Source organism: Oligella ureolytica DSM 18253, from assembly GCF_000373745.1.
In the GTDB taxonomy this organism is placed as follows: domain Bacteria; phylum Pseudomonadota; class Gammaproteobacteria; order Burkholderiales; family Burkholderiaceae_B; genus Oligella; species Oligella ureolytica.
This window is the reverse complement of record NZ_KB892279.1, coordinates 18,755-36,949: the sequence shown is the minus strand read 5'-3', so window position 1 is coordinate 36,949 and position 18,195 is coordinate 18,755. Positions and strand designations below refer to the sequence as shown.

At 45.5% G+C, this 18,195-nt stretch carries 16 protein-coding genes; 10 read left to right on the top strand and 6 right to left on the bottom strand.

The features are described from left to right. The first annotated feature begins 13 nt into the window (after positions 1-13). Genes dnaX through recR form a run of 3 tightly spaced genes read left to right on the top strand, consistent with a single transcriptional unit; the run spans position 14 to position 3,054 of the window. Complete coding sequence (gene dnaX, locus B092_RS0100175) at positions 14-2,020, top strand: DNA polymerase III subunit gamma/tau (protein WP_018573219.1); 2,007 nt, start codon at positions 14-16, stop codon at positions 2,018-2,020. Between the two features lie 48 nt (positions 2,021-2,068). Continuing rightward, positions 2,069-2,395, top strand: a complete 327-nt coding sequence (locus tag B092_RS0100170; protein ID WP_026253488.1) for a YbaB/EbfC family nucleoid-associated protein — start codon at positions 2,069-2,071, stop codon at positions 2,393-2,395. A 38-nt stretch (positions 2,396-2,433) separates the two neighbouring features. Continuing rightward, entirely contained in the window at positions 2,434-3,054 is a 621-nt protein-coding gene (gene recR / locus B092_RS0100165; protein WP_018573217.1) for a recombination mediator RecR, read from the top strand. Between the two features lie 55 nt (positions 3,055-3,109). Here recR and tal read toward each other — a convergent pair whose 3' ends face one another. Next, the gene (gene tal, locus B092_RS0100160; protein WP_018573216.1) at positions 3,110-4,063 is read right to left on the bottom strand and encodes a transaldolase; all 954 of its coding nucleotides are present in this window, start codon (positions 4,061-4,063) and stop codon (positions 3,110-3,112) included. A 358-nt stretch (positions 4,064-4,421) separates the two neighbouring features. On the opposite strand from tal, the gene B092_RS0100155 reads away from it, so the two are divergent. From B092_RS0100155 to phnP, 4 genes are all read left to right on the top strand, one after another. After that, positions 4,422-5,366 (top strand): hypothetical protein, encoded by a 945-nt coding sequence (locus B092_RS0100155; protein ID WP_232244244.1) that lies wholly within the window; start codon positions 4,422-4,424, stop codon positions 5,364-5,366. A 107-nt stretch (positions 5,367-5,473) separates the two neighbouring features. Beyond that, positions 5,474-6,628 carry a glutamine-hydrolyzing carbamoyl-phosphate synthase small subunit gene (carA, locus tag B092_RS0100150; protein ID WP_018573214.1) on the top strand — a complete coding sequence of 385 codons (1,155 nt, stop codon included), beginning with the start codon at positions 5,474-5,476 and terminating at the stop codon, positions 6,626-6,628. Positions 6,629-6,634: 6 nt separating this feature from the next. After that, on the top strand, positions 6,635-9,871 hold the full coding sequence (carB, locus tag B092_RS0100145) for a carbamoyl-phosphate synthase large subunit (RefSeq protein ID WP_018573213.1): 3,237 nt from the start codon (positions 6,635-6,637) through the stop codon (positions 9,869-9,871). 239 nt (positions 9,872-10,110) lie between these two features. Continuing rightward, a complete protein-coding gene (phnP, locus tag B092_RS0100140) occupies positions 10,111-10,866 on the top strand; it encodes a phosphonate metabolism protein PhnP (RefSeq protein ID WP_026253487.1) in 756 nt (251 codons plus the stop codon). A gap of 23 nt (positions 10,867-10,889) precedes the next feature. On the opposite strand, the gene B092_RS0100135 is transcribed toward phnP, so the two are convergent. The 4 genes from B092_RS0100135 to cstA all read right to left on the bottom strand — a co-directional run bounded on the left by B092_RS0100135 (position 10,890) and on the right by cstA (position 14,417). Beyond that, complete coding sequence (locus tag B092_RS0100135) at positions 10,890-11,123, bottom strand: hypothetical protein (protein WP_018573211.1); 234 nt, start codon at positions 11,121-11,123, stop codon at positions 10,890-10,892. 45 nt (positions 11,124-11,168) lie between these two features. Further along, positions 11,169-11,816: a histidine phosphatase family protein gene (locus tag B092_RS0100130; protein WP_018573210.1), complete on the bottom strand. Its 648-nt coding sequence runs from the start codon at positions 11,814-11,816 to the stop codon at positions 11,169-11,171. Between the two features lie 148 nt (positions 11,817-11,964). Then, on the bottom strand, positions 11,965-12,192 hold the full coding sequence (locus B092_RS0100125) for a YbdD/YjiX family protein (protein ID WP_018573209.1): 228 nt from the start codon (positions 12,190-12,192) through the stop codon (positions 11,965-11,967). Between the two features lie 104 nt (positions 12,193-12,296). Continuing rightward, positions 12,297-14,417: a pyruvate/proton symporter CstA gene (gene cstA / locus B092_RS0100120; protein WP_018573208.1), complete on the bottom strand. Its 2,121-nt coding sequence runs from the start codon at positions 14,415-14,417 to the stop codon at positions 12,297-12,299. Positions 14,418-14,961: 544 nt separating this feature from the next. Between cstA and B092_RS0100115 the strand changes: the two genes are divergently transcribed. After that, positions 14,962-16,227 carry a solute carrier family 23 protein gene (locus B092_RS0100115; RefSeq protein WP_115064472.1) on the top strand — a complete coding sequence of 422 codons (1,266 nt, stop codon included), beginning with the start codon at positions 14,962-14,964 and terminating at the stop codon, positions 16,225-16,227. 184 nt (positions 16,228-16,411) lie between these two features. Further along, positions 16,412-16,888 (top strand): transcription elongation factor GreA, encoded by a 477-nt coding sequence (greA, locus tag B092_RS0100110; protein ID WP_018573206.1) that lies wholly within the window; start codon positions 16,412-16,414, stop codon positions 16,886-16,888. A 106-nt stretch (positions 16,889-16,994) separates the two neighbouring features. Here greA and yhbY read toward each other — a convergent pair whose 3' ends face one another. Then, a complete protein-coding gene (gene yhbY / locus B092_RS0100105) occupies positions 16,995-17,546 on the bottom strand; it encodes a ribosome assembly RNA-binding protein YhbY (RefSeq protein WP_018573205.1) in 552 nt (183 codons plus the stop codon). Between the two features lie 14 nt (positions 17,547-17,560). On the opposite strand from yhbY, the gene B092_RS0100100 reads away from it, so the two are divergent. Further along, entirely contained in the window at positions 17,561-18,193 is a 633-nt protein-coding gene (locus tag B092_RS0100100) for an RlmE family RNA methyltransferase (protein WP_018573204.1), read from the top strand. Positions 18,194-18,195 lie beyond the last annotated feature (2 nt).

Sequence of the window (18,195 nt, the reverse complement as noted above, 5' to 3'; positions counted from 1 at the left end):
CTCCTCATGTTCTATGAATTATTTAGCCCTTGCCCGTAAGTGGCGTCCTCGTAAGTTTTCGGAATTGGTTGGCCAAGAACATGTGGTCCGCGCGCTGTCTAATGCGCTTGATACGCAAAGAATCCATCATGCTTGGTTATTTACCGGTACCCGCGGTGTTGGTAAAACGACCTTGGCGCGCATTCTTGCTAAGTCGCTTAATTGTGAAACCGGTATTACTGCCGCTCCTTGCGGACAATGCTCTGCCTGCTTAGAGATCGATCAGGGGCGTTTTGTCGATTATATTGAGGTTGATGCGGCATCACGACGTGGTGTTGATGAAATCACACCTCTATTGGAACAGGCCATTTATGCGCCATCACGCGGTCGTTTTAAGATATATACGATTGACGAGGTGCATATGCTGACGACTCACGCATTTAACGCGATGTTAAAGACGCTTGAGGAACCGCCGGCACATTTAAAATTTATTTTAGCGACAACCGATCCACAAAAAATACCGGTCACTGTGTTGTCGCGTTGTATTCAATACAATCTCAAGCAGATGGCGCCCGAAGCCGTCATCGAGCATCTGCAGCATTTATTGTCAGACGAAGGCGTACAGTATGAATCCGCAGCCTTACAGTTGATAGCTCGTGGTGCAGCCGGGTCAATGCGTGATGCTTTATCACTGACAGATCAAGCGATAGCGTTTAGTGGTAACCATATCACTGTTGAAGCGATGCAGGATATGTTGGGTGCCATCGATCAAAGCTATTTGCTTCGTTTAGTTAATGCCTTATTAGCAGGTGATGCATCTCAAGTGGTTAGCTTGGCTGATGCGATTGCTGAGCGCGGTTTCTCTTATGAGGGGGCGCTTGCAGATTTGGCAATCGTGCTATCACGTATCGCCATGGAGCAAAGATTGGCGGGCACGCTGGATAGTGACGATCCACTTTATCCGGACATGATGCAGGTAGTGCAGAGCGCTAATCATGATCTGCTGCAGCTCTTTTACACGATTGCCGTGCACGGCCGCAAGGAATTAGCACTCGCTCCGGATGAATATGCCGGTTTTGTGATGATTTGCTTGCGTATGCTGGCGTTGGTCAATACCCCCGTGATTCAAGGTGAGTTGAGTCAGCCACGGCCAGGATCATCTGTAAGTGATGCGCCGATAGCTGACGAAGAGGATAAAAAAAAACTCCTTAAAGAAGACGTAAGCAGTCAAGCAGAGCAACTCTCCGCACGGACTTACACAACCGCTCCGGGTACTGAGCCTGACAGACAGGAAGTCGCTGATGAAGTTTACGAAGCTCAGCCGGAGACGATTGAGAAGATCGCTAGTGCTGACGTAGTAGTGGAAGAAGAGGAGCTGGTTGTTGCTGCTCCGGCAGTGAATACAGTGAGTCCGGCAATCGATGGCGAGAGTGTGCCGACCGAGTCTGTTCGTTTTTCAGAGCCTCACAAAGAACCGCACAATATTGCTAGCTCTGAGCGTTCTGAGATGTCTGACGCCGATTGGGATCGGATATATGACAGTAGTGTAGGTGATTATGATGGCGGTATCATTGATGCACCATTATCTGATAGTCACTTTGAGTTGGGCTGGGAGCCCCATGCGACAGAAAGCGATAATAAAATCAGTCTGGCAAATCTTAATCAAGAGCGCTGGATTGAGCTTACTAAGCGCTTGAATTTGCCGGGCTTAGCTGGTGAATTACTATTAAATAGCCAATGGTTAGCGACCGATGGTAATACTCTGCATCTGAAAATATTCTTAAGAAATGTCGATGAGTTGTCGGTTAAGTCAACCCTAACGACCGCATTGACTGAGTATTTTTCTCAAGTGGTTAAATTGGATTTTAAAACGGGCGAAACAGGGGATGCTACCGCCCGAGCTCAATTAATTAAGGAGCAAGAAGAGCGTCAAAGACAGGCAGAGGAATTGGTGGCCAATGATCCTTATATAAAAAGTCTGCAAGATAATTTTGGTGCGATTGTCGTTGATGGCTCGGTGCAAGTTCTCTCTAATGGATAGATAAGATACAATACGGTAAATTTTTAATCTTTAGGAAAACGTCATATGATTATGAAAAATCAATTAGCTGGGTTGATGAAACAAGCTCAGAAAATGCAAGAAGATGTCAAAAAAGCACAGGAAGCCTTGGCTGAGATCGAGGTTGAAGGCGCGGCCGGCGGTGGCTTGGTTAAAGTAACCATGACATGTCGTTATGATGTACGACGAGTCACGATTGATCCGTCTTTACTAGAAGACGATAAGGATATGCTGGAAGATCTGACGGCAGCAGCCTTTAATGACGCCTTACGCAAAGCACAAGCGACGTCTGAAGAGAAAATGGGTGCGGCGACAGCCGGTATGCCAATGCCTCCGGGTATGAAGTTTCCTTTCTAATTCTTTAAAAAATTACTCTTTTAATTCTAAATAGTTCATTGATTAAAGCTAATATCAACGCTGAGCCTCAATTTGCCGATCCCTTGGAAGAGTTGGTTGATAGCCTGCGACAACTCCCCGGAGTAGGTGAGCGTAACGCTAGGCGTATGGCTTATCATTTGCTGCAATACGATCAGCAAGGAGGCCTAAGGTTAGCCGCAGCGTTAGATAACGCACTTAATAATCTGCGTCATTGTCAACTCTGTAATTCATTTACCTTGGATGATATTTGCTCTACCTGCCGTGATGAGTCGCGTGATCACTCAGTGCTTTGCGTGGTTGAAACGCCGGTCGATCAAAATATGATTGAGTCGACTCGTAGCTATCGCGGCTTGTATTATGTGTTGATGGGTAAATTGCAACCGATTCAAGGGGTTGGGGCAGGCGATCTCAACTTGCAGCGTTTAATTGAACGGACCCAGCATGGGCAGGTTAAAGAAGTAATTTTGGCAACCAACTACACGACAGAAGGTGAAACGACTGCGCATTACCTAAGTCAATTACTACGTCCGCAGGATATTAAAGTGACTCGTATCGCTCGTGGTGTACCGGCGGGTAGTGAGTTGGAATATGTTGATGCGGGCACCATCGCGTGGGCGCTCATGGAGCGCAAAGGCTAGGTGATGTCTGCCTTGTGAGCTCCAATTTTGGTTTTTCAACTAATGGGTTACGAGCTTAGCGAGCAGACTCAATGAGTTTATCAAGTTTAATTGCATCCGCCACAAAGTTGCGAATACCTTCGGCAAGCTTCTCTGTTGCCATCGCATCCTCATTTAATAAAAATCTAAAGCTGGCTTCATCTAGCGTCAATTCGTCGATGTCCATCGATTGGGCTTGCTTCGCGTCCAAAGTCTGAGCCAGAGGGTCATTGTTATCGCTCAGTTGCTGCAGTAAATCAGGGCTGATCGTTAATAAATCGCAACCTGCCAGGGCTTGAATTTGGCCGATATTACGGAAACTTGCGCCCATGATTTCAGTACTGATACCAAACTTTTTATAGTAATTAAAGATGGTCGTGACGGACTGAACACCCGGATCGTTAGGTCCGGACTTCGCCGATTCATCCCAATCAGCACCTGCTTGTTTTTTGTGCCAGTCATAAATGCGTCCGACGAATGGTGAAATTAATTTGACATTGGCTTGAGCACAAGCGACAGCTTGAGGCAGACTGAACAGTAGCGTGAGATTGCAGTGAATACCTTCCTGCTCTAATTGTTGAGCGGCCTGAATCCCTTCCCAAGTAGCAGCGATCTTGATTAGTACACGCTGTGTATCAATGCCGGCAGCCTTGTATAACTCAGTTAGACGGCGCGCGCGCCTGACTGTTGCTGAGCTATCAAAGGATAGTCGGGCATCAACTTCTGTCGATACGCGGCCCGGCACAACCTCTAAAATCTTGCTCCCGAACAAGACCAAGAGGTGGTCCAGTAACTCCTCCGTATTGGCATCGGGGTGCTTTTTAATCACCTCAGTTAGTAACGGGCGATAACGCTCATCTTGCGTTGCTTTTAAAATTAAAGAAGGATTGGTTGTCGCGTCAGTAGGTTGGAGCTTGCTAATGGCTTCGAAGTCTCCGGTGTCTGCAACAATGGTTGTGTATGTGGCTAAGCTTTCTAATTGATTTGTCATTGAAAAACCTAAATTGTTTTATATTTAAGTAAATTAGATGTAAGGATTTAAAATTATATTACGTAGAGATGTAATTTCAGTGAATTAGCCAAAAGGTCATGAAATTAAAAGAGTTATGTAACATACAGGAACTTTGGTTTACTTTTTTTGACCAATAGCCGACCATTTATGGTTGTCGATACATAGTGAAACTCCTAATCTATCAGAAGTAGCTCCTTAGGCACAATCATTGCCTGTACAATGCAGATAGTATATTATGTCTTGAGTGTAATCTATTGTAAGCAAATGTTCGGCCTTTGCTTAATATGGTATATATTAAATAATAATTTTTGGTTTTACTCCCTAGAGGTTTTTTTAGTTGAAAGACTTTCTCTCTCTTCTCACCCTGGTGTTTAGTCTTAGTGTGACACTGCTGCACTCCGCTGCAAGTGCCTCTCCTAGTGACGATGATTTATTGGGTTTTTCGCAGGCTGAGTACGAGTTAGCAATAAATCCCTGTATTGATGAGACTGTTTTAGTAAAGCGCTTTGGTGCGGATGCTCTCAGAGTCAAGGAGCAAGAGCTTAGGGAGTGGCCGCACGAGTTATGTCGGCACATGGATGTGTCGAGTAAGCTTCTGACGTGGAATTATTATTACACCAACTTATTGGCCAATACCGAGCGACCGGGTGTTTTTGCAGCAGAAATTAATAAGCACTTAAGTACGCTTAAAAACTGCACTGATGTGGCTTGTCTAAATAGGCAGTTGCCACGCATGACCGAGTGGGTTTATTTTAATATTGACCGTTTACCTGTCTACACCGATTCAGAGAGTGCCCGCCGCAGTAAGGCTACGGTCGCTGGGGAGCCTGTACTTCATCCCGGATTGGCTTTACGTAACCTGCCCTTAACCTTATCGGGTCAATCGGAGGTCTGTCGAGGTGGTACGACCAATGATTTGGATTTTTTCACCGTCAATTTCGCAATTGAGGGACGCCCCTTAGTGCTTGCTGTCTGTAAAGAGCTTACTGACGGCTCTTCCAATGAGCAAGGTGTTTGGCTGCTGGAGCGATTGGAATCGAGCGGCGAGGGGTTAGGGCTTAGTGGCTGGCGTGAAATTTTGGTTGAGAGAGAAGATAGTCGTCTGTATGTCTTAACCAATAGTCGCACCTCTTATCCGACACTTTACAGTCGCCGATTGACAGGCTCCGGTGAGGAAGTGGTGATTTATGAATTTCGAGAAGCTAAGCAGCATTATGAGCGTAGCGTGGCTTTGAATATTGAGTATGACGCGTTGGGGCGCGCGCATGCTTTTATGCAATAATGGCTCACTCACCTAAAAAATCTCTAAAATCATTACAAATTATTAAGCTTGACATAGATATCCTATATAATAAATAGGTTTAACTAAGTTTTTATGTATGAGATTTTATGGCGCACTCTAGTAGCATTTTTGCTTATCAAAAAGGTGTTGAGCCGGCAATTCTCGCTTTGTCTGATGGTACTGTATTTAGAGGCCGTTCAATCGGTGCGACAGGTCACAGCACAGCAGAAATTGTTTTCAACACATCAATGGCTGGTTATCAGGAAATTCTTACTGATCCCGGATACACTCAACAAATTATCACTCTAACTTATCCCCATATTGGCAATAGCGGCATCAACTCCGAAGACGGTGAATCTGATAAAGCCCATGCTGCTGGTTTAGTCATTCGTAGCTGCCCTGAGCAGTATTCTAATTTCCGTGCTGAGCAATCCCTGCCTGACTATCTAAAAGCAAATGGTATTGTAGCGATTAGCGATGTTGATACACGCAAATTGGCTCGTATTCTTCGTGACGGCGGTGCCCAAGCAGCTTGTATTTTGGTTGGTGACGATGAGGCTAAAGCCATCGAGCTTGCAAAAGCGTATGCCGGTCTTGAGGGTCAAGATTTAGTCAAGACAGTGACTTGCCAGGCTCTTAAGCAGTGGTCACAGACTTCTTGGCAGTTGGGTCAGGGCTATGGTGAGTTATCCGACGCCACCTATCATGTGGTTGCTTATGACTTTGGCGTCAAAAGTAGTCTTTTACGTTTATTAGCTGATAGAAAGTGTCGCGTTACTGTCGTTCCGGCCAATACGTCGGCCGCTGATGTATTAGCGCTAAATCCTGATGGCGTGTTTCTAAGTAATGGCCCCGGCGATCCGGCTGCCTGTGACTATGCTATCGACAATACTAAGCAGCTGCTCGAACAGCGGGTTCCTCTTTTTGCGATTGGTTTGGGTTATCAAATACTCGCCTTAGCTACCGGTGCCAAGACATTCAAAATGAAGCTCGGTAATCACGGCGTGAATCATCCGGTCAAAGATTTGGCGAGTGGCCGCGTACATATTACGACGCAAAATCATAACTACGCTGTTGATGCTGATAGTCTTGAAGCGACGGTCAAGCCAAGTCATGTTTCTTTATTTGATGGTAGTTTACAAGGCATTAAGTTAACTGATCGTCCTGCCTTCGGTTTCCAAGGTCATCCGGTTGCCACGACTGCTCCAAATGATGAGGTGATGTTATTTGATCAATTTATTAATTTAATGGCTGATAAGTAGAGAGTTATGCCTAAGCGTACAGATTTAAAAAGTATATTAATTATCGGTGCCGGCCCGATTATTATTGGTCAGGCTTGTGAGTTTGATTACTCCGGTGCCCAAGCTTGTAAAGCCCTCAAGGCTGAAGGTTATCGTACTATTTTAGTAAATAGTAATCCGGCCACCATTATGACTGACCCTGAAACGGCGGATGTTACTTACATTGAGCCTATTACTTGGCAAGCCGTAGAGCGTATTATTGAGGTTGAAAAGCCGGATGCTTTATTGCCTACGATGGGTGGTCAAACAGCGCTTAACTGTGCCCTTGACTTGGCTCGTCACGGTGTCTTGGAAAAGCACGGCGTTGAGATACTAGGCGCCAATGAAGCTGCAATTGACAAGGCTGAGGATCGTCTAAAGTTCAAAGACGCTATGACCAAAATCGGTTTAGAGTCAGCCAAATCAGGTGTCGCTCATACGATGGAAGAGGCATGGGAGGTGCAGCGTGCGATTGCCGCTGAGATTGGCACATCAGGTTTCCCGGTCGTTATTCGTCCCAGCTTTACTTTGGGTGGTACCGGTGGCGGTATTGCTTATAACCCGGAAGAATTTGAGACAATTTGTCAACGTGGTTTAGAAGCCTCTCCGACGAGCGAGTTATTGATTGAAGAGTCATTGCTTGGTTGGAAAGAGTATGAGATGGAAGTCGTTCGTGATGCCGCGGATAACTGCATTATCGTTTGCTCTATTGAGAATTTAGACCCCATGGGTGTGCATACCGGTGACTCAATCACGGTCGCACCAGCACAAACGTTAACCGCAAAAGAATACCGCATCATGCGCGATGCCTCTGTGGCTGTTTTGCGTGAAATCGGTGTTGAAACAGGTGGTTCTAATGTGCAGTTTGCCGTTAACCCTGACAATGGTCGTATGATTGTCATCGAAATGAATCCACGTGTTTCGCGCTCATCCGCTTTGGCCTCTAAAGCGACCGGATTCCCTATTGCTAAGGTAGCTGCTCGCTTAGCTGTCGGTTATACCTTAGATGAACTGAAAAATGAAATTACCGATGGTCTAACACTTGCCTCATTTGAACCAACGATTGATTATGTCGTTACAAAAATCCCGCGCTTTGCGTTTGAGAAATTCCCACAAGCGGATGATCGTTTGACGACACAAATGAAATCAGTGGGTGAGGTCATGGCCATCGGTCGCACCTTCAAAGAGTCTTTCCAAAAAGCGTTGCGTGGTTTGGAAGTGGGTGTTGATGGGCTTAACCAAATGACCATTGACCGTGAAAAGCTTCAGGTGGAATTAGCTGAACCGGGTCCGCAGCGTATCTGGTATGTTGGTGATGCCTTTGCTAAGGGCTTTTCTTTAGAAGAGGTGCATCAGCTGACTAAAATTGATCCTTGGTTCTTAGAGCAGATTAAAGAAATCGTTGATATCGAGTTAGCGTTGGAAAAAGTGACGTTAGCGGCTATCGATTCGACGACAATGCTTGAGCTCAAACGCAACGGTTTTTCTGATCGTCGTTTAGCTTATTTACTTGATACGACCGAATCTGAAGTCCGCAAAAATCGTCACCAAAATAATATTCGTCCGGTTTTCAAGCGCGTAGACACATGTGCTGCCGAGTTCCCAACCAGCACAGCCTACATGTACTCAACCTATGAGGATGAGTGCGAGGCTCAGCCTACCGATAAGAAGAAGATCATTGTTTTAGGTGGTGGTCCAAACCGTATCGGTCAGGGGATTGAGTTTGACTATTGCTGCGTACATGCAAGTTTCGCGCTACGTGATGATGGATATGAAACCATCATGATTAACTGTAACCCTGAAACCGTTTCTACGGACTATGACACTTCGGATCGTCTGTATTTTGAGCCTCTAACACTTGAAGACGTATTGGAAATTGTCGAGGTAGAAAAGCCGGTCGGTATGATTGTTCAGTATGGCGGTCAAACGCCGCTGAAATTAGCCCGTGATTTAGAGGCTAATGGTGTACCGATTATCGGCACCAGCCCTGAGTCCATCGACATTGCTGAGGACCGTGAGCGTTTCCAAAAGCTGTTGCAAAAATTAGGTTTACGTCAGCCGCCTAACCGCACAGCCCGCACAGAAAATGAAGCATTAGTGCAAGCGGCCGAAATTGGTTATCCGTTGGTAGTGCGCCCATCGTATGTTTTAGGTGGCCGCGCGATGGAAATTGTTCATGAGCAGAGCGATCTTGAGCGTTACATGCGCGAAGCGGTCAAGGTCAGCAACGACTCTCCTGTGTTACTTGACCATTTCTTAAACAATGCCATTGAAGTGGATGTGGATTGTATTGCTGATGGTGAACAGGTCTTTATTGGTGGTGTTATGCAGCACATTGAGCAGGCCGGTGTTCACTCCGGTGACTCAGGATGTAGCTTGCCTCCATACTCTTTAGATGATGAAACGGTTGAAGAGATTAAGCGTCAAACCAGCCTAATGGCTAAAGCACTTGATGTAAAAGGCTTGATGAACGTACAGTTTGCCATTCAGGATGGTGAGGTGTATGTGTTAGAGGTTAACCCTCGCGCCTCACGTACTGTACCATTTGTTTCTAAAGCGACCGGCTTACAATTGGCTAAGATCGCTGCGCGTACGATGGCAGGCAAATCATTAGCTGAGCAAGGCGTTGAAAAAGAAGTAGTCCCTCCTTTCTACAGTGTTAAAGAAGCCGTCTTCCCCTTTGTTAAGTTTCCGGGTGTAGATACCATTCTTGGTCCGGAGATGAAATCAACAGGTGAAGTGATGGGGGTGGGTAAAACCTTTGGTGAAGCCTTCCTTAAGTCTCAATTGGGCGCAGGTGTTTCATTGCCTGAGTCAGGCACTGTCTTTTTAAGTGTCAAGGATCAGGACAAAGATCAGGCCTTAGAAATTGCCAAGGGACTACATGAGTTAGGCTTTAAATTGCGTGCTACGCGTGGTACTGCAGCGAAGATTAGCGATGCCGGTATTCCGGTGCAGGCAGTCAATAAGGTAACTGAAGGGCGCCCTCATATTGTTGATATGATCAAAAACGATGAGATCGATATGGTCATCAATACAGTCGAAGCGCGTCGTAATGCAATTAACGACTCGAAAACCATTCGGACTAATGCCTTATCCGGTAGCTTAACTTTCTTTACCACCATTGCCGGTGCGCATGCCGCAGTACAGGGTATGCTTTATATGCGCGACTCTAAGACCATCAGTGTGTATTCCTTACAGGATTTGCATAAAGAGATGTCTTAGTGCCTTAGCAGCTTGTCTTAGCAGCGTATATTAGCGATATAGCGCGCTAGTATTGCAACCCATGACCCCCATGATCAACGTCAATAGTTATTATGGGGGTTTATTTTTGTCTAGCTTGGTTTAGCAAGGTGCTGGATAAATACCCTGAACAGGGTAGAATGGGATGAGTTAACGCTTCGTTTGCTTATGTAAAATGAGAGAGAAACTCGACCATGATTTACATTCACTGAATAATCACGATGAAACTGACTTTTCTAGGTACTGCAGATTCAGCCCAACTACCTGTCTATAACTGTCTTTGCCCAGCATGCATGTGTGCACATAGTGATCCCTATTATGTGCGTAGGCCTAGCAGTGTCCTGGTGCAGAGTGGTTCAGAGCAGTGGCTGGTTGATTCCGGTGGTATGGACCTATGCCAGCGATTTCCGCCCGGCAGTTTATCAGGTATTTTGCAAACGCATTATCATGCCGATCATGCACAAGGCCTACTGCATTTGCGCTGGGGGGTCAATATGAAGATACCGGTCTATGGTCCACCTGATGAGGTCGGTTTTGCCGATCTATTTAAACATCCGGGCGTGTTGGATTTTTCTAATCCTTTTGCGGCCTTTGAGACACGTCAACTCGGTGACCTGAGGGTAACAGCATTGCCGCTAAATCACTCTAAATTGTGTTTTGGCTATTTATTTGAAAGCGATAAAGGGGCAATCGCCTATTTAACTGATACGGTTGGATTGAGTGACGAAACCCAGCAATATTTAAATAAGATCTCATTAGACTATTGCATTGTGGATTGCTCTTATCCACCCAAGGATATACCGCCACGTAATCATAATGACTTAACGACGGCGTTGGCCATGTGTGAAGAATTAACAGTAAAAGAAGTGCTCCTGACACATATCGGGCACCACATGGAAAACTGGTTGATGGTGCATCGGGACTCGTTGCCCGATCATGTCAGTGCAGCCAGAGACGGACAAATACTGGAGTTATAAGGAGTTCACGTGCTTTGGGCGTTTTAGTTTTCGTCCTTATGTTCGATAAACGACCTTAGCAGTTCTTTGGCTATGTCGACTTGATCTTCTCTAACCAGTAAGATTTGTTCGCTTAGACCCGTGGATATGACCCCTGGGTACATGGTGCCAAAGTGCTTATTACTTATTAGAAAGTCGATGTCATAGGCGGTCATCATGGACGTAATCACGACCGCTTCAGATTCGGATAGGCAGGTATAAATAGGGACCATTTCCATTGGGTTTGTCTCGTCCTGTATGGTCAGGAGCAAGTTTTATGAGTGTCAACTCTCTAAATGCGCTTGATGGCCCCAGTCGAGAAGATGCCATTCGTTCTTTGCATAACGCACGTGATTGATCGAGGTGTTGCGTTGTAATATCTCACGTTCTGTATTATGAGTTAGACCTTTGAAATAGCGCCACATCATATCCAGTGCGCCACCATGAGAAATAATAATGACTAATTCGCCCGGATAGCGCTGCACAATGCCATTAAGACCTTGTTGAATACGCTGTGAGAACATAGCTAGGCTTTCGACTTCGAGCTCAGAGGCAAAGTCTTTAGGAGCAATATGTCCACTTGTATTTTGCTGTTCCAGCGCCTCTCGCCAATTCCTACCTTCTAATTTACCGTAATTGCGTTCGCGAAGATTTGGCTCAATGCTGATTTGTATCGACAGCTCATTGGCTAATGGTTTGGCGGTTTGGATTGCGCGCTTTAAATCACTTGCATAGATGCGTGTCGGTTTTAAGCCGTTGCTGTTATAGATTTGTTGTAGATATTGTGTTTGAAGGTACTTGTTAAGATGTAGTGCTTGATTTGTACCAACCTCATTAAGAGAGATATCGGACCAACCTTGCAGGCGTTGTAATGCATTCCAATCGGTCTCGCCATGACGAATAATTAATAAGTCAGTGCTCTGCCTCGACATAGTGACTCCTAAAATGGGTGTTAGTGTGAGCCTAGATTCTAGCATTAACGTATTAAAAAGTGGTAACGTGTGGATTTTAAGGAATTAGCGTCAATATAAAAACAGGGCACTTTGTGAGTGCCCTGAAGGATAAAACATAGTTTGTCATTTAACAGCAGCGGAAGCTTCCATCACCACCGCCATAACGAGCGTTGACCCGATCACGATAAAACTCTTTGTATGTCATAGGCTCCTGATCCGGATGTTTGTGTGCCATATGAGCTAGGTACATATCGTAACTGGGAACACCAACCATTAAACGGGCAGTTTGGCTTAGGTATTTACCACCTGCCTTGACTTGTCGGCCTGTTTTGGCGAATTGACTAAAACTGAACATTGAATTTCCTTAATTTAAATTTTGATGCCCGCGAGGCTTGGTTTGCAGAAAGCACCTGTTAACTAACTAAATTTTTAAACCAAGCTTCATGGGCTCAAACCTTATTAAGCGTGACCTCTTAAGATGTCATCAGCATTTGCCGGTAATGGCTCATAAGGAGTCTCTTTAGCAGTCACCTGATCGCTAGCCATTGCTTTGCGGCAACTTTGGATAGTAAAGATAACCATCGCGACAACGACAATCATAAAGAAAGCTTGTAGTACGCCGTCAATCTGGTTATTAAGGATAACCTGGCGAACAGACGATTCAGACTGGAAGATGGCACTAGGCACAAAACCGTCAGCAAGCATCGCTTTAAGCTGATTTGCTTTGGCAAAGAAGCCAACACCCGGGTCGTTACTAAACACTTTCAGTCCACCGGCATACATGGTGACGAATGTTAGCCAAACAGCCGGTACGCCCGGTACCCAAGCGTATTGCTGACGCTTAAGTTTAAATAAAACGACGATACACAGCATGAGTGCCATTGCCGCTAACATCTGGTTAGTAATACCGAATAAAGGCCATAGCATATTAATGCCGCCCAACGGATCGGTTACGCCCATGTATAAGAAGTAGCCCCAAGCAGCCACGACAAGTGCTGTCGCTAATAAGTTAGCCGGCAGAGAGTGAGTTTGCTTTAAAGTAGGGTGTACTAAGCCCAATAAGTCTTGCAGCATAAAGCGAGCTGAGCGCGTTCCTGCATCAACAGCCGTTAAAATAAAGAGGGCTTCGAATAAAATGGCAAAGTGATACCAGAATGACATCGAACCAAGACCACCTAAGGCTTGGTGGAAAATTTGAGCCATACCGACGGCTAGCGTTGGTGCACCACCAGCACGTGAAATAATACTGCCTTCACCTACCTCTTCAGCGAGAGTGGTTAAGACATCAGGTGTCACTTGGAATCCCCAACTGGTAACGGTCTGTGAAGCAGCTAAGGCAACATCAGCCAAGCCTGTCGGGTTTAACGCTGCCAATGGTGCGTTCATTGCAAAATAAACACCCGGGTCGATAATTGATGCCGCGATTAATGCCATCATGGCAACAAAGGACTCCATCAGCATGCCGCCATAACCAATCAGGCGTGCTTCAGTTTCGCGAGCAAGCATTTTAGGGGTAGTACCTGAAGAAATTAATGCGTGGAAACCGGATACGGCACCGCAAGCAATGGTAATAAACAAGAACGGGAATAAGCTACCGCCCCACACAGGACCTTTACCGGTACTTGCATATTCAGTGACTGCGGGCATTTGTAAATCAGGTCTGAGGACGACAATACCCACGGCTAGACCAACGACCACACCAATCTTTAAGAAGGTAGATAAATAGTCGCGAGGTGCTAATAATAACCAGACAGGAAGTACGGCAGCAATGAAACCGTAAATCATTAAAGCCCAAGTTAACTGGATACCGTCCAGATCGAAAATTGGTCCCCAAGTTGGGTGTTCTGCGATATGACCACCGTACAAAATGGCGAAAACCAAGCCAACAAGACCGATCACAGAAGCCTCCAAAATACGTCCCGGTCGGAGATAGCGTAAGTAAATCCCCATAAAGATAGCAAGTGGTATCGTAAAGGCAACTGTAAAGGTACCCCATGGGCTGTGAGTCAACGCTTTGACTACGATCATCGCCAGTACCGCGAGAATAATGATCATAATCATAAAGCACGCGATTAATGCGACAACGCCGGGTACAGTACCCATTTCTTCTTTGATTAATTCACCTAATGAGCGAGCATCGCGGCGGGATGATACAAATAGGACCATATAGTCTTGTACCGCGCCGGCAATAACTACCCCTGCTAGAATCCAGATCATGCTGGGTAAATAACCCATTTGTGCAGCTAGAACAGGGCCTACTAAAGGACCTGCACCGGCAATGGCGGCAAAGTGGTGACCAAATAGCACAACTTTGTTAGTCGGGACGTAGTCAAGACCATCATTGTGTCGGAATGACGGCGTCATACGCGTAGCATCAGCCTGCAATACTTTATTCTGAATAAATAAACTGTAAAACCTATAGGCAATGAAATAGGTACATACAGCCGCTGTAAGCAGCCACATTGCATTAATCGTTTCACCACGCCTTAGCGCAATATAGCCGAAAGCAAGTGCACCTAGGATGGCTACTAAAAGCCAGCCTATTTTGCTCTGCAGCGTTGAAGTTTTTGTTGATGACATAGGTTTCCCCATTTTGGTAGTAAGAGAACGAAACAGGTGTTTCTAGATGAAAATGTATATCATAAGATTTATAGTCTAATCAATAACCATGAAATTAATACGGGCTATCAAGGGTAATCCCTAATAAGAGTTTGTCGTTTTTGAGACATTTTCAGTGAAATTATTACTTGCAATTTCTGAAGTGTGTCATTTTTGCCTGTTAGCCTTGCATGATTTAGACACTCATAAATTAACGATAAGGAGTCAAATCAAACACCGATAATGATGAGAAGAAGACTGAGCTCATGCTAAACTTATAGCGCTAAAAGGTGCCTATAACATAGTGTATAAATTAGTTAACAATAGATAACAGGGGTATCCCATGACGGATAAAGAGCAACCAACCTCAGATGAGGCGGTCGGTTTTGGTTATAGTGGCGAAGAAAGTGTCGCCGAACTTGCATTTGAAACAACGGGAGCCGGTGCTGAAGCTCAATCCTTGGCTTCTGATACCACGTCATGGTTTCCTAAGTGGCGCAAGGTAGATCGTTTGGAGCCCGGGCAAATGATTGCGCCGGACGAGCGCCTGCCAATGGGGCAGTCATTGATTTTGGGTGTTCAGCACGTCGTTGCCATGTTTGGGGCGACTGTGTTGGGTCCTCTATTAATGGGCTTCGATGCGAATCTGGCCATTCTAATGTCAGGTATCGGTACGTTAATCTTTTTCTTTTTTGTAAAAGGTCAAGTACCCAGTTATCTGGGGTCTAGCTTTGCTTTTATCGGTGGTGTGGTCTCAGTGACTGCGTATAGCGGTTCCGGTCTTAATCCGAATATTGGTGTTGCACTGGGTGCGATTATCGTTTGTGGGTTGGTATACACCTTGGTCGGTGTGGTGGTTTGGCATTTTAATGCTAAAGGCAGTGCTTCCGCGTGGATTGAGAAGTTTATGCCACCGGTAGTGACAGGGGCGATTGTTGCGGTCATTGGTTTAAATTTAGCACCGGTTGCCGCCAGTGGTGCCATGGCAAGCGGCTCGACCTATGATGCCTTGATGGCCATTGTGACGATGTTGAGTGTGGGTCTGGTGGCGGTATTTACTCGGGGCATGCTGCAGCGCTTATTGATTTTGTTGGGCTTAATTCTTTCTTATTTTATTTATTACCTTTTCAGTAATATCTTCGGCTTTGGTACGCCGGTAGATTTAAGTGCGGTTGCCGCCGCTCCATGGTTTGGGTTGCCGACCTTCTATAAGCCTGAGTTTCAGTTTTCTGCCATTACTATTATTGCACCGGTAGCGATTATCTTAATCGCAGAGAATCTTGGTCACATTCGTGCAGTGAGTGCGATGACCGGTCGTGACTTAGATAAGTATCTTGGGCGCGCTTTTGTGGGCGATGGCGTAGCGACAATGGTGGCAGCGTCGGTTGGTGGTACCGGTGTGACGACCTATGGTGAAAACATCGGTGTTATGTCTGTTACCCGTATCTATTCGACCATTATTTTTGTTATCGCTGCCGTTTTTGCAATTACCTTGGGTTTTTCCCCTAAGTTTGGTGCCTTGATCCATAGTGTGCCGGCGCCGGTTCTCGGTGGGGTATCGGTTGTGGTCTTTGGATTAATTGCTATCGCAGGCGCAAGGATTTGGGTAACTAATAAAGTTGATTTTTCAGATAATCGAAACTTAATCGTTGCCGCCATTGCTGTGATTTTAGGCGCAGGTAATTTTACAATTGAATTGGGTATGTTCAAATTAGAGGGAATTGGCACAGCGACTTTTGGTGCTATTTTGCTTTATCAGCTCTTAAGTATTGGTAGAGATAAAAAGGCATAATATAAAAGTATCGTCATTCGTTTGTCGCTTTTTATACGGCTTGACTACTTGATTTTTACGTTTTTTTTTAGCATAATAGGTTCATCGAACTCCCCGGCTGTGATGGTCGGGGTTTTATTTTTAAGCGCCTCATTTAGTGAATTTGGGGCGCTGTTTTAATCATATTTCATGATAGAGGTAGGTCATGTCAGGTGTTCCTTTAACGGTTGCAGGCGCTAAGCGTCTTAACGAAGAATTACATAACTTAAAAACCGTAGAGCGTCCGGCTGTCATCGATGCAATCGCAACAGCACGCGCACACGGAGATCTTTCAGAAAATGCTGAGTATGACTCGGCGCGAGAGCGTCAGAGCTTTGTAGAAGGACGCATTAAGGAGTTAGAGTCGGTCTTATCAGCGGCTAATGTGATTGATCCTACCGCCTTAGATGCAGGAGACCGCATTGTGTTCGGTGCGACGGTCGAATTAGAAGACCTAAACTCAGGTGAGCAGCTGAAATATCAAATTGTAGGTGATATTGAATCAGATATCCGTCTTAACTTGATTTCTATTTCAAGTCCGGTGGCACGAGCTTTGATTGGTAAGCACGAGGGCGAAGTAGTCAATGTGATGGTGCCATCAGGCGAACGAGAGTTTGAGATTTTATCAGTCGAATATCTCTAGATTTATCTCAATTTAAACCGCCATAATCCTCTCATTTTTTAATTAAAGTGAGAGGATTTTTTGTGACTGACACTGTGGATTGCTTCGCAATACTTAGCTACGCCAATTAATCGCTTCTGCGTCTGCCCGCTCTTAGGGTTAAAGCGCTGGTCGGACGACGACGTGTTGATTTTTTATCTGATTTGGCATTGTCACGTCCAAAAAAAGCATTGGCAATATCGCGATTGCTTTGAGTGCTTTTTGCTTTACTTGGCTTAAACGGACGCTGAAGCTTTTTGCCCTCGGCAGCTACTCTCTTTGGGGTATAGGCTTCACCTGATTTGCGGTAGCTACGCTGATTTTCAGGAGCAAATTCATCATAAGCTTCAGTCTCTATGACGGATTTGCCGGGACGGTATAAAATTAAGGTCTTACCTAAATGGTGGATATTGGCGCAGGACAGCTCATCACAGATTTTGTTAAGCAGGCTGCTGCGCTCTTCACGATCGTCCAGCGCCACTTTAACCTTAATCAGGCTGTGAGCAGTTAGGTTGCGATCGATCTCTTTTAATACAGCATCAGTTAAGCCGTTGTCACCAATTTGTACGACGGGCTTTAGAGCATGAGCTGCAGAGCGTAGTGCACTACGCTCCTTAGAAGCTAGTTCAAGAATAGACATAGGAATTATTGGCAATGGCCAAAAAGAAATTTTCCAAAAATTGGATACATCAACATATTAATGATCCATACGTAAAGCTTGCTCAGCAACAAGGCTATAGAGCAAGAGCTGCATATAAGCTTATAGAGATTTTAGATACTGAAAAGCTAATGCGTCAAGGGGATATTATAGTAGACTTAGGAGCTGCACCTGGCAGTTGGTCTCAAGTTGCGCGAGAAAGATTAGTCACACCTTCGGGAGAGCTTGATGGTCGAGTGATTGCGCTGGATCTTTTACCCATGGAAGCCATTGCCGGGGTTGAGTTTTTTCAAGGTGACTTCCGTGAGGATGAGGTGCTGCACGAGCTCGAAAAGCGTCTGGCAGGGCAGAAGGTCGATCTGGTCATTTCTGATATGGCTCCCAATCTCTCCGGTGTCGGTCCGGCGGATGCAGCAAGAATCCAGCATGTATGCGAATTAGTACTGGAGTTTGCGCTTGAGCATTTAAAGCCTGAAGGGGCCGTGATCGTCAAGGCGTTTCATGGAAGCGGTTTTTCACAAATTGTAGAAATGTTCAAACAGCACTTTAAGCGCGTGGTAGAGCGTAAACCTAAAGCCTCTCGGGATCGTTCTGCTGAAACTTTCTTAGTTTCTAAAGGTCTAAAGTAGTA

What these genes read in the sequence shown, in the direction of transcription:
- dnaX (WP_018573219.1), top strand. Translation starts at nt 14, where the DNA reads ATGAATTATTTAGCCCTTGCCCGTAAGTGGCGTCCTCGTAAGTTTTCG.
- tal (WP_018573216.1), bottom strand. Translation starts at nt 4,063, where the DNA reads ATGACAAATCAATTAGAAAGCTTAGCCACATACACAACCATTGTTGCA.
- carA (WP_018573214.1), top strand. Translation starts at nt 5,474, where the DNA reads ATGGCGCACTCTAGTAGCATTTTTGCTTATCAAAAAGGTGTTGAGCCG.
- carB (WP_018573213.1), top strand. Translation starts at nt 6,635, where the DNA reads ATGCCTAAGCGTACAGATTTAAAAAGTATATTAATTATCGGTGCCGGC.
- phnP (WP_026253487.1), top strand. Translation starts at nt 10,111, where the DNA reads ATGAAACTGACTTTTCTAGGTACTGCAGATTCAGCCCAACTACCTGTC.
- B092_RS0100135 (WP_018573211.1), bottom strand. Translation starts at nt 11,123, where the DNA reads ATGGAAATGGTCCCTATTTATACCTGCCTATCCGAATCTGAAGCGGTC.
- B092_RS0100130 (WP_018573210.1), bottom strand. Translation starts at nt 11,816, where the DNA reads ATGTCGAGGCAGAGCACTGACTTATTAATTATTCGTCATGGCGAGACC.
- B092_RS0100125 (WP_018573209.1), bottom strand. Translation starts at nt 12,192, where the DNA reads ATGTTCAGTTTTAGTCAATTCGCCAAAACAGGCCGACAAGTCAAGGCA.
- cstA (WP_018573208.1), bottom strand. Translation starts at nt 14,417, where the DNA reads ATGTCATCAACAAAAACTTCAACGCTGCAGAGCAAAATAGGCTGGCTT.
- B092_RS0100115 (WP_115064472.1), top strand. Translation starts at nt 14,962, where the DNA reads ATGATTGCGCCGGACGAGCGCCTGCCAATGGGGCAGTCATTGATTTTG.
- greA (WP_018573206.1), top strand. Translation starts at nt 16,412, where the DNA reads ATGTCAGGTGTTCCTTTAACGGTTGCAGGCGCTAAGCGTCTTAACGAA.
- yhbY (WP_018573205.1), bottom strand. Translation starts at nt 17,546, where the DNA reads ATGTCTATTCTTGAACTAGCTTCTAAGGAGCGTAGTGCACTACGCTCT.
- B092_RS0100100 (WP_018573204.1), top strand. Translation starts at nt 17,561, where the DNA reads ATGGCCAAAAAGAAATTTTCCAAAAATTGGATACATCAACATATTAAT.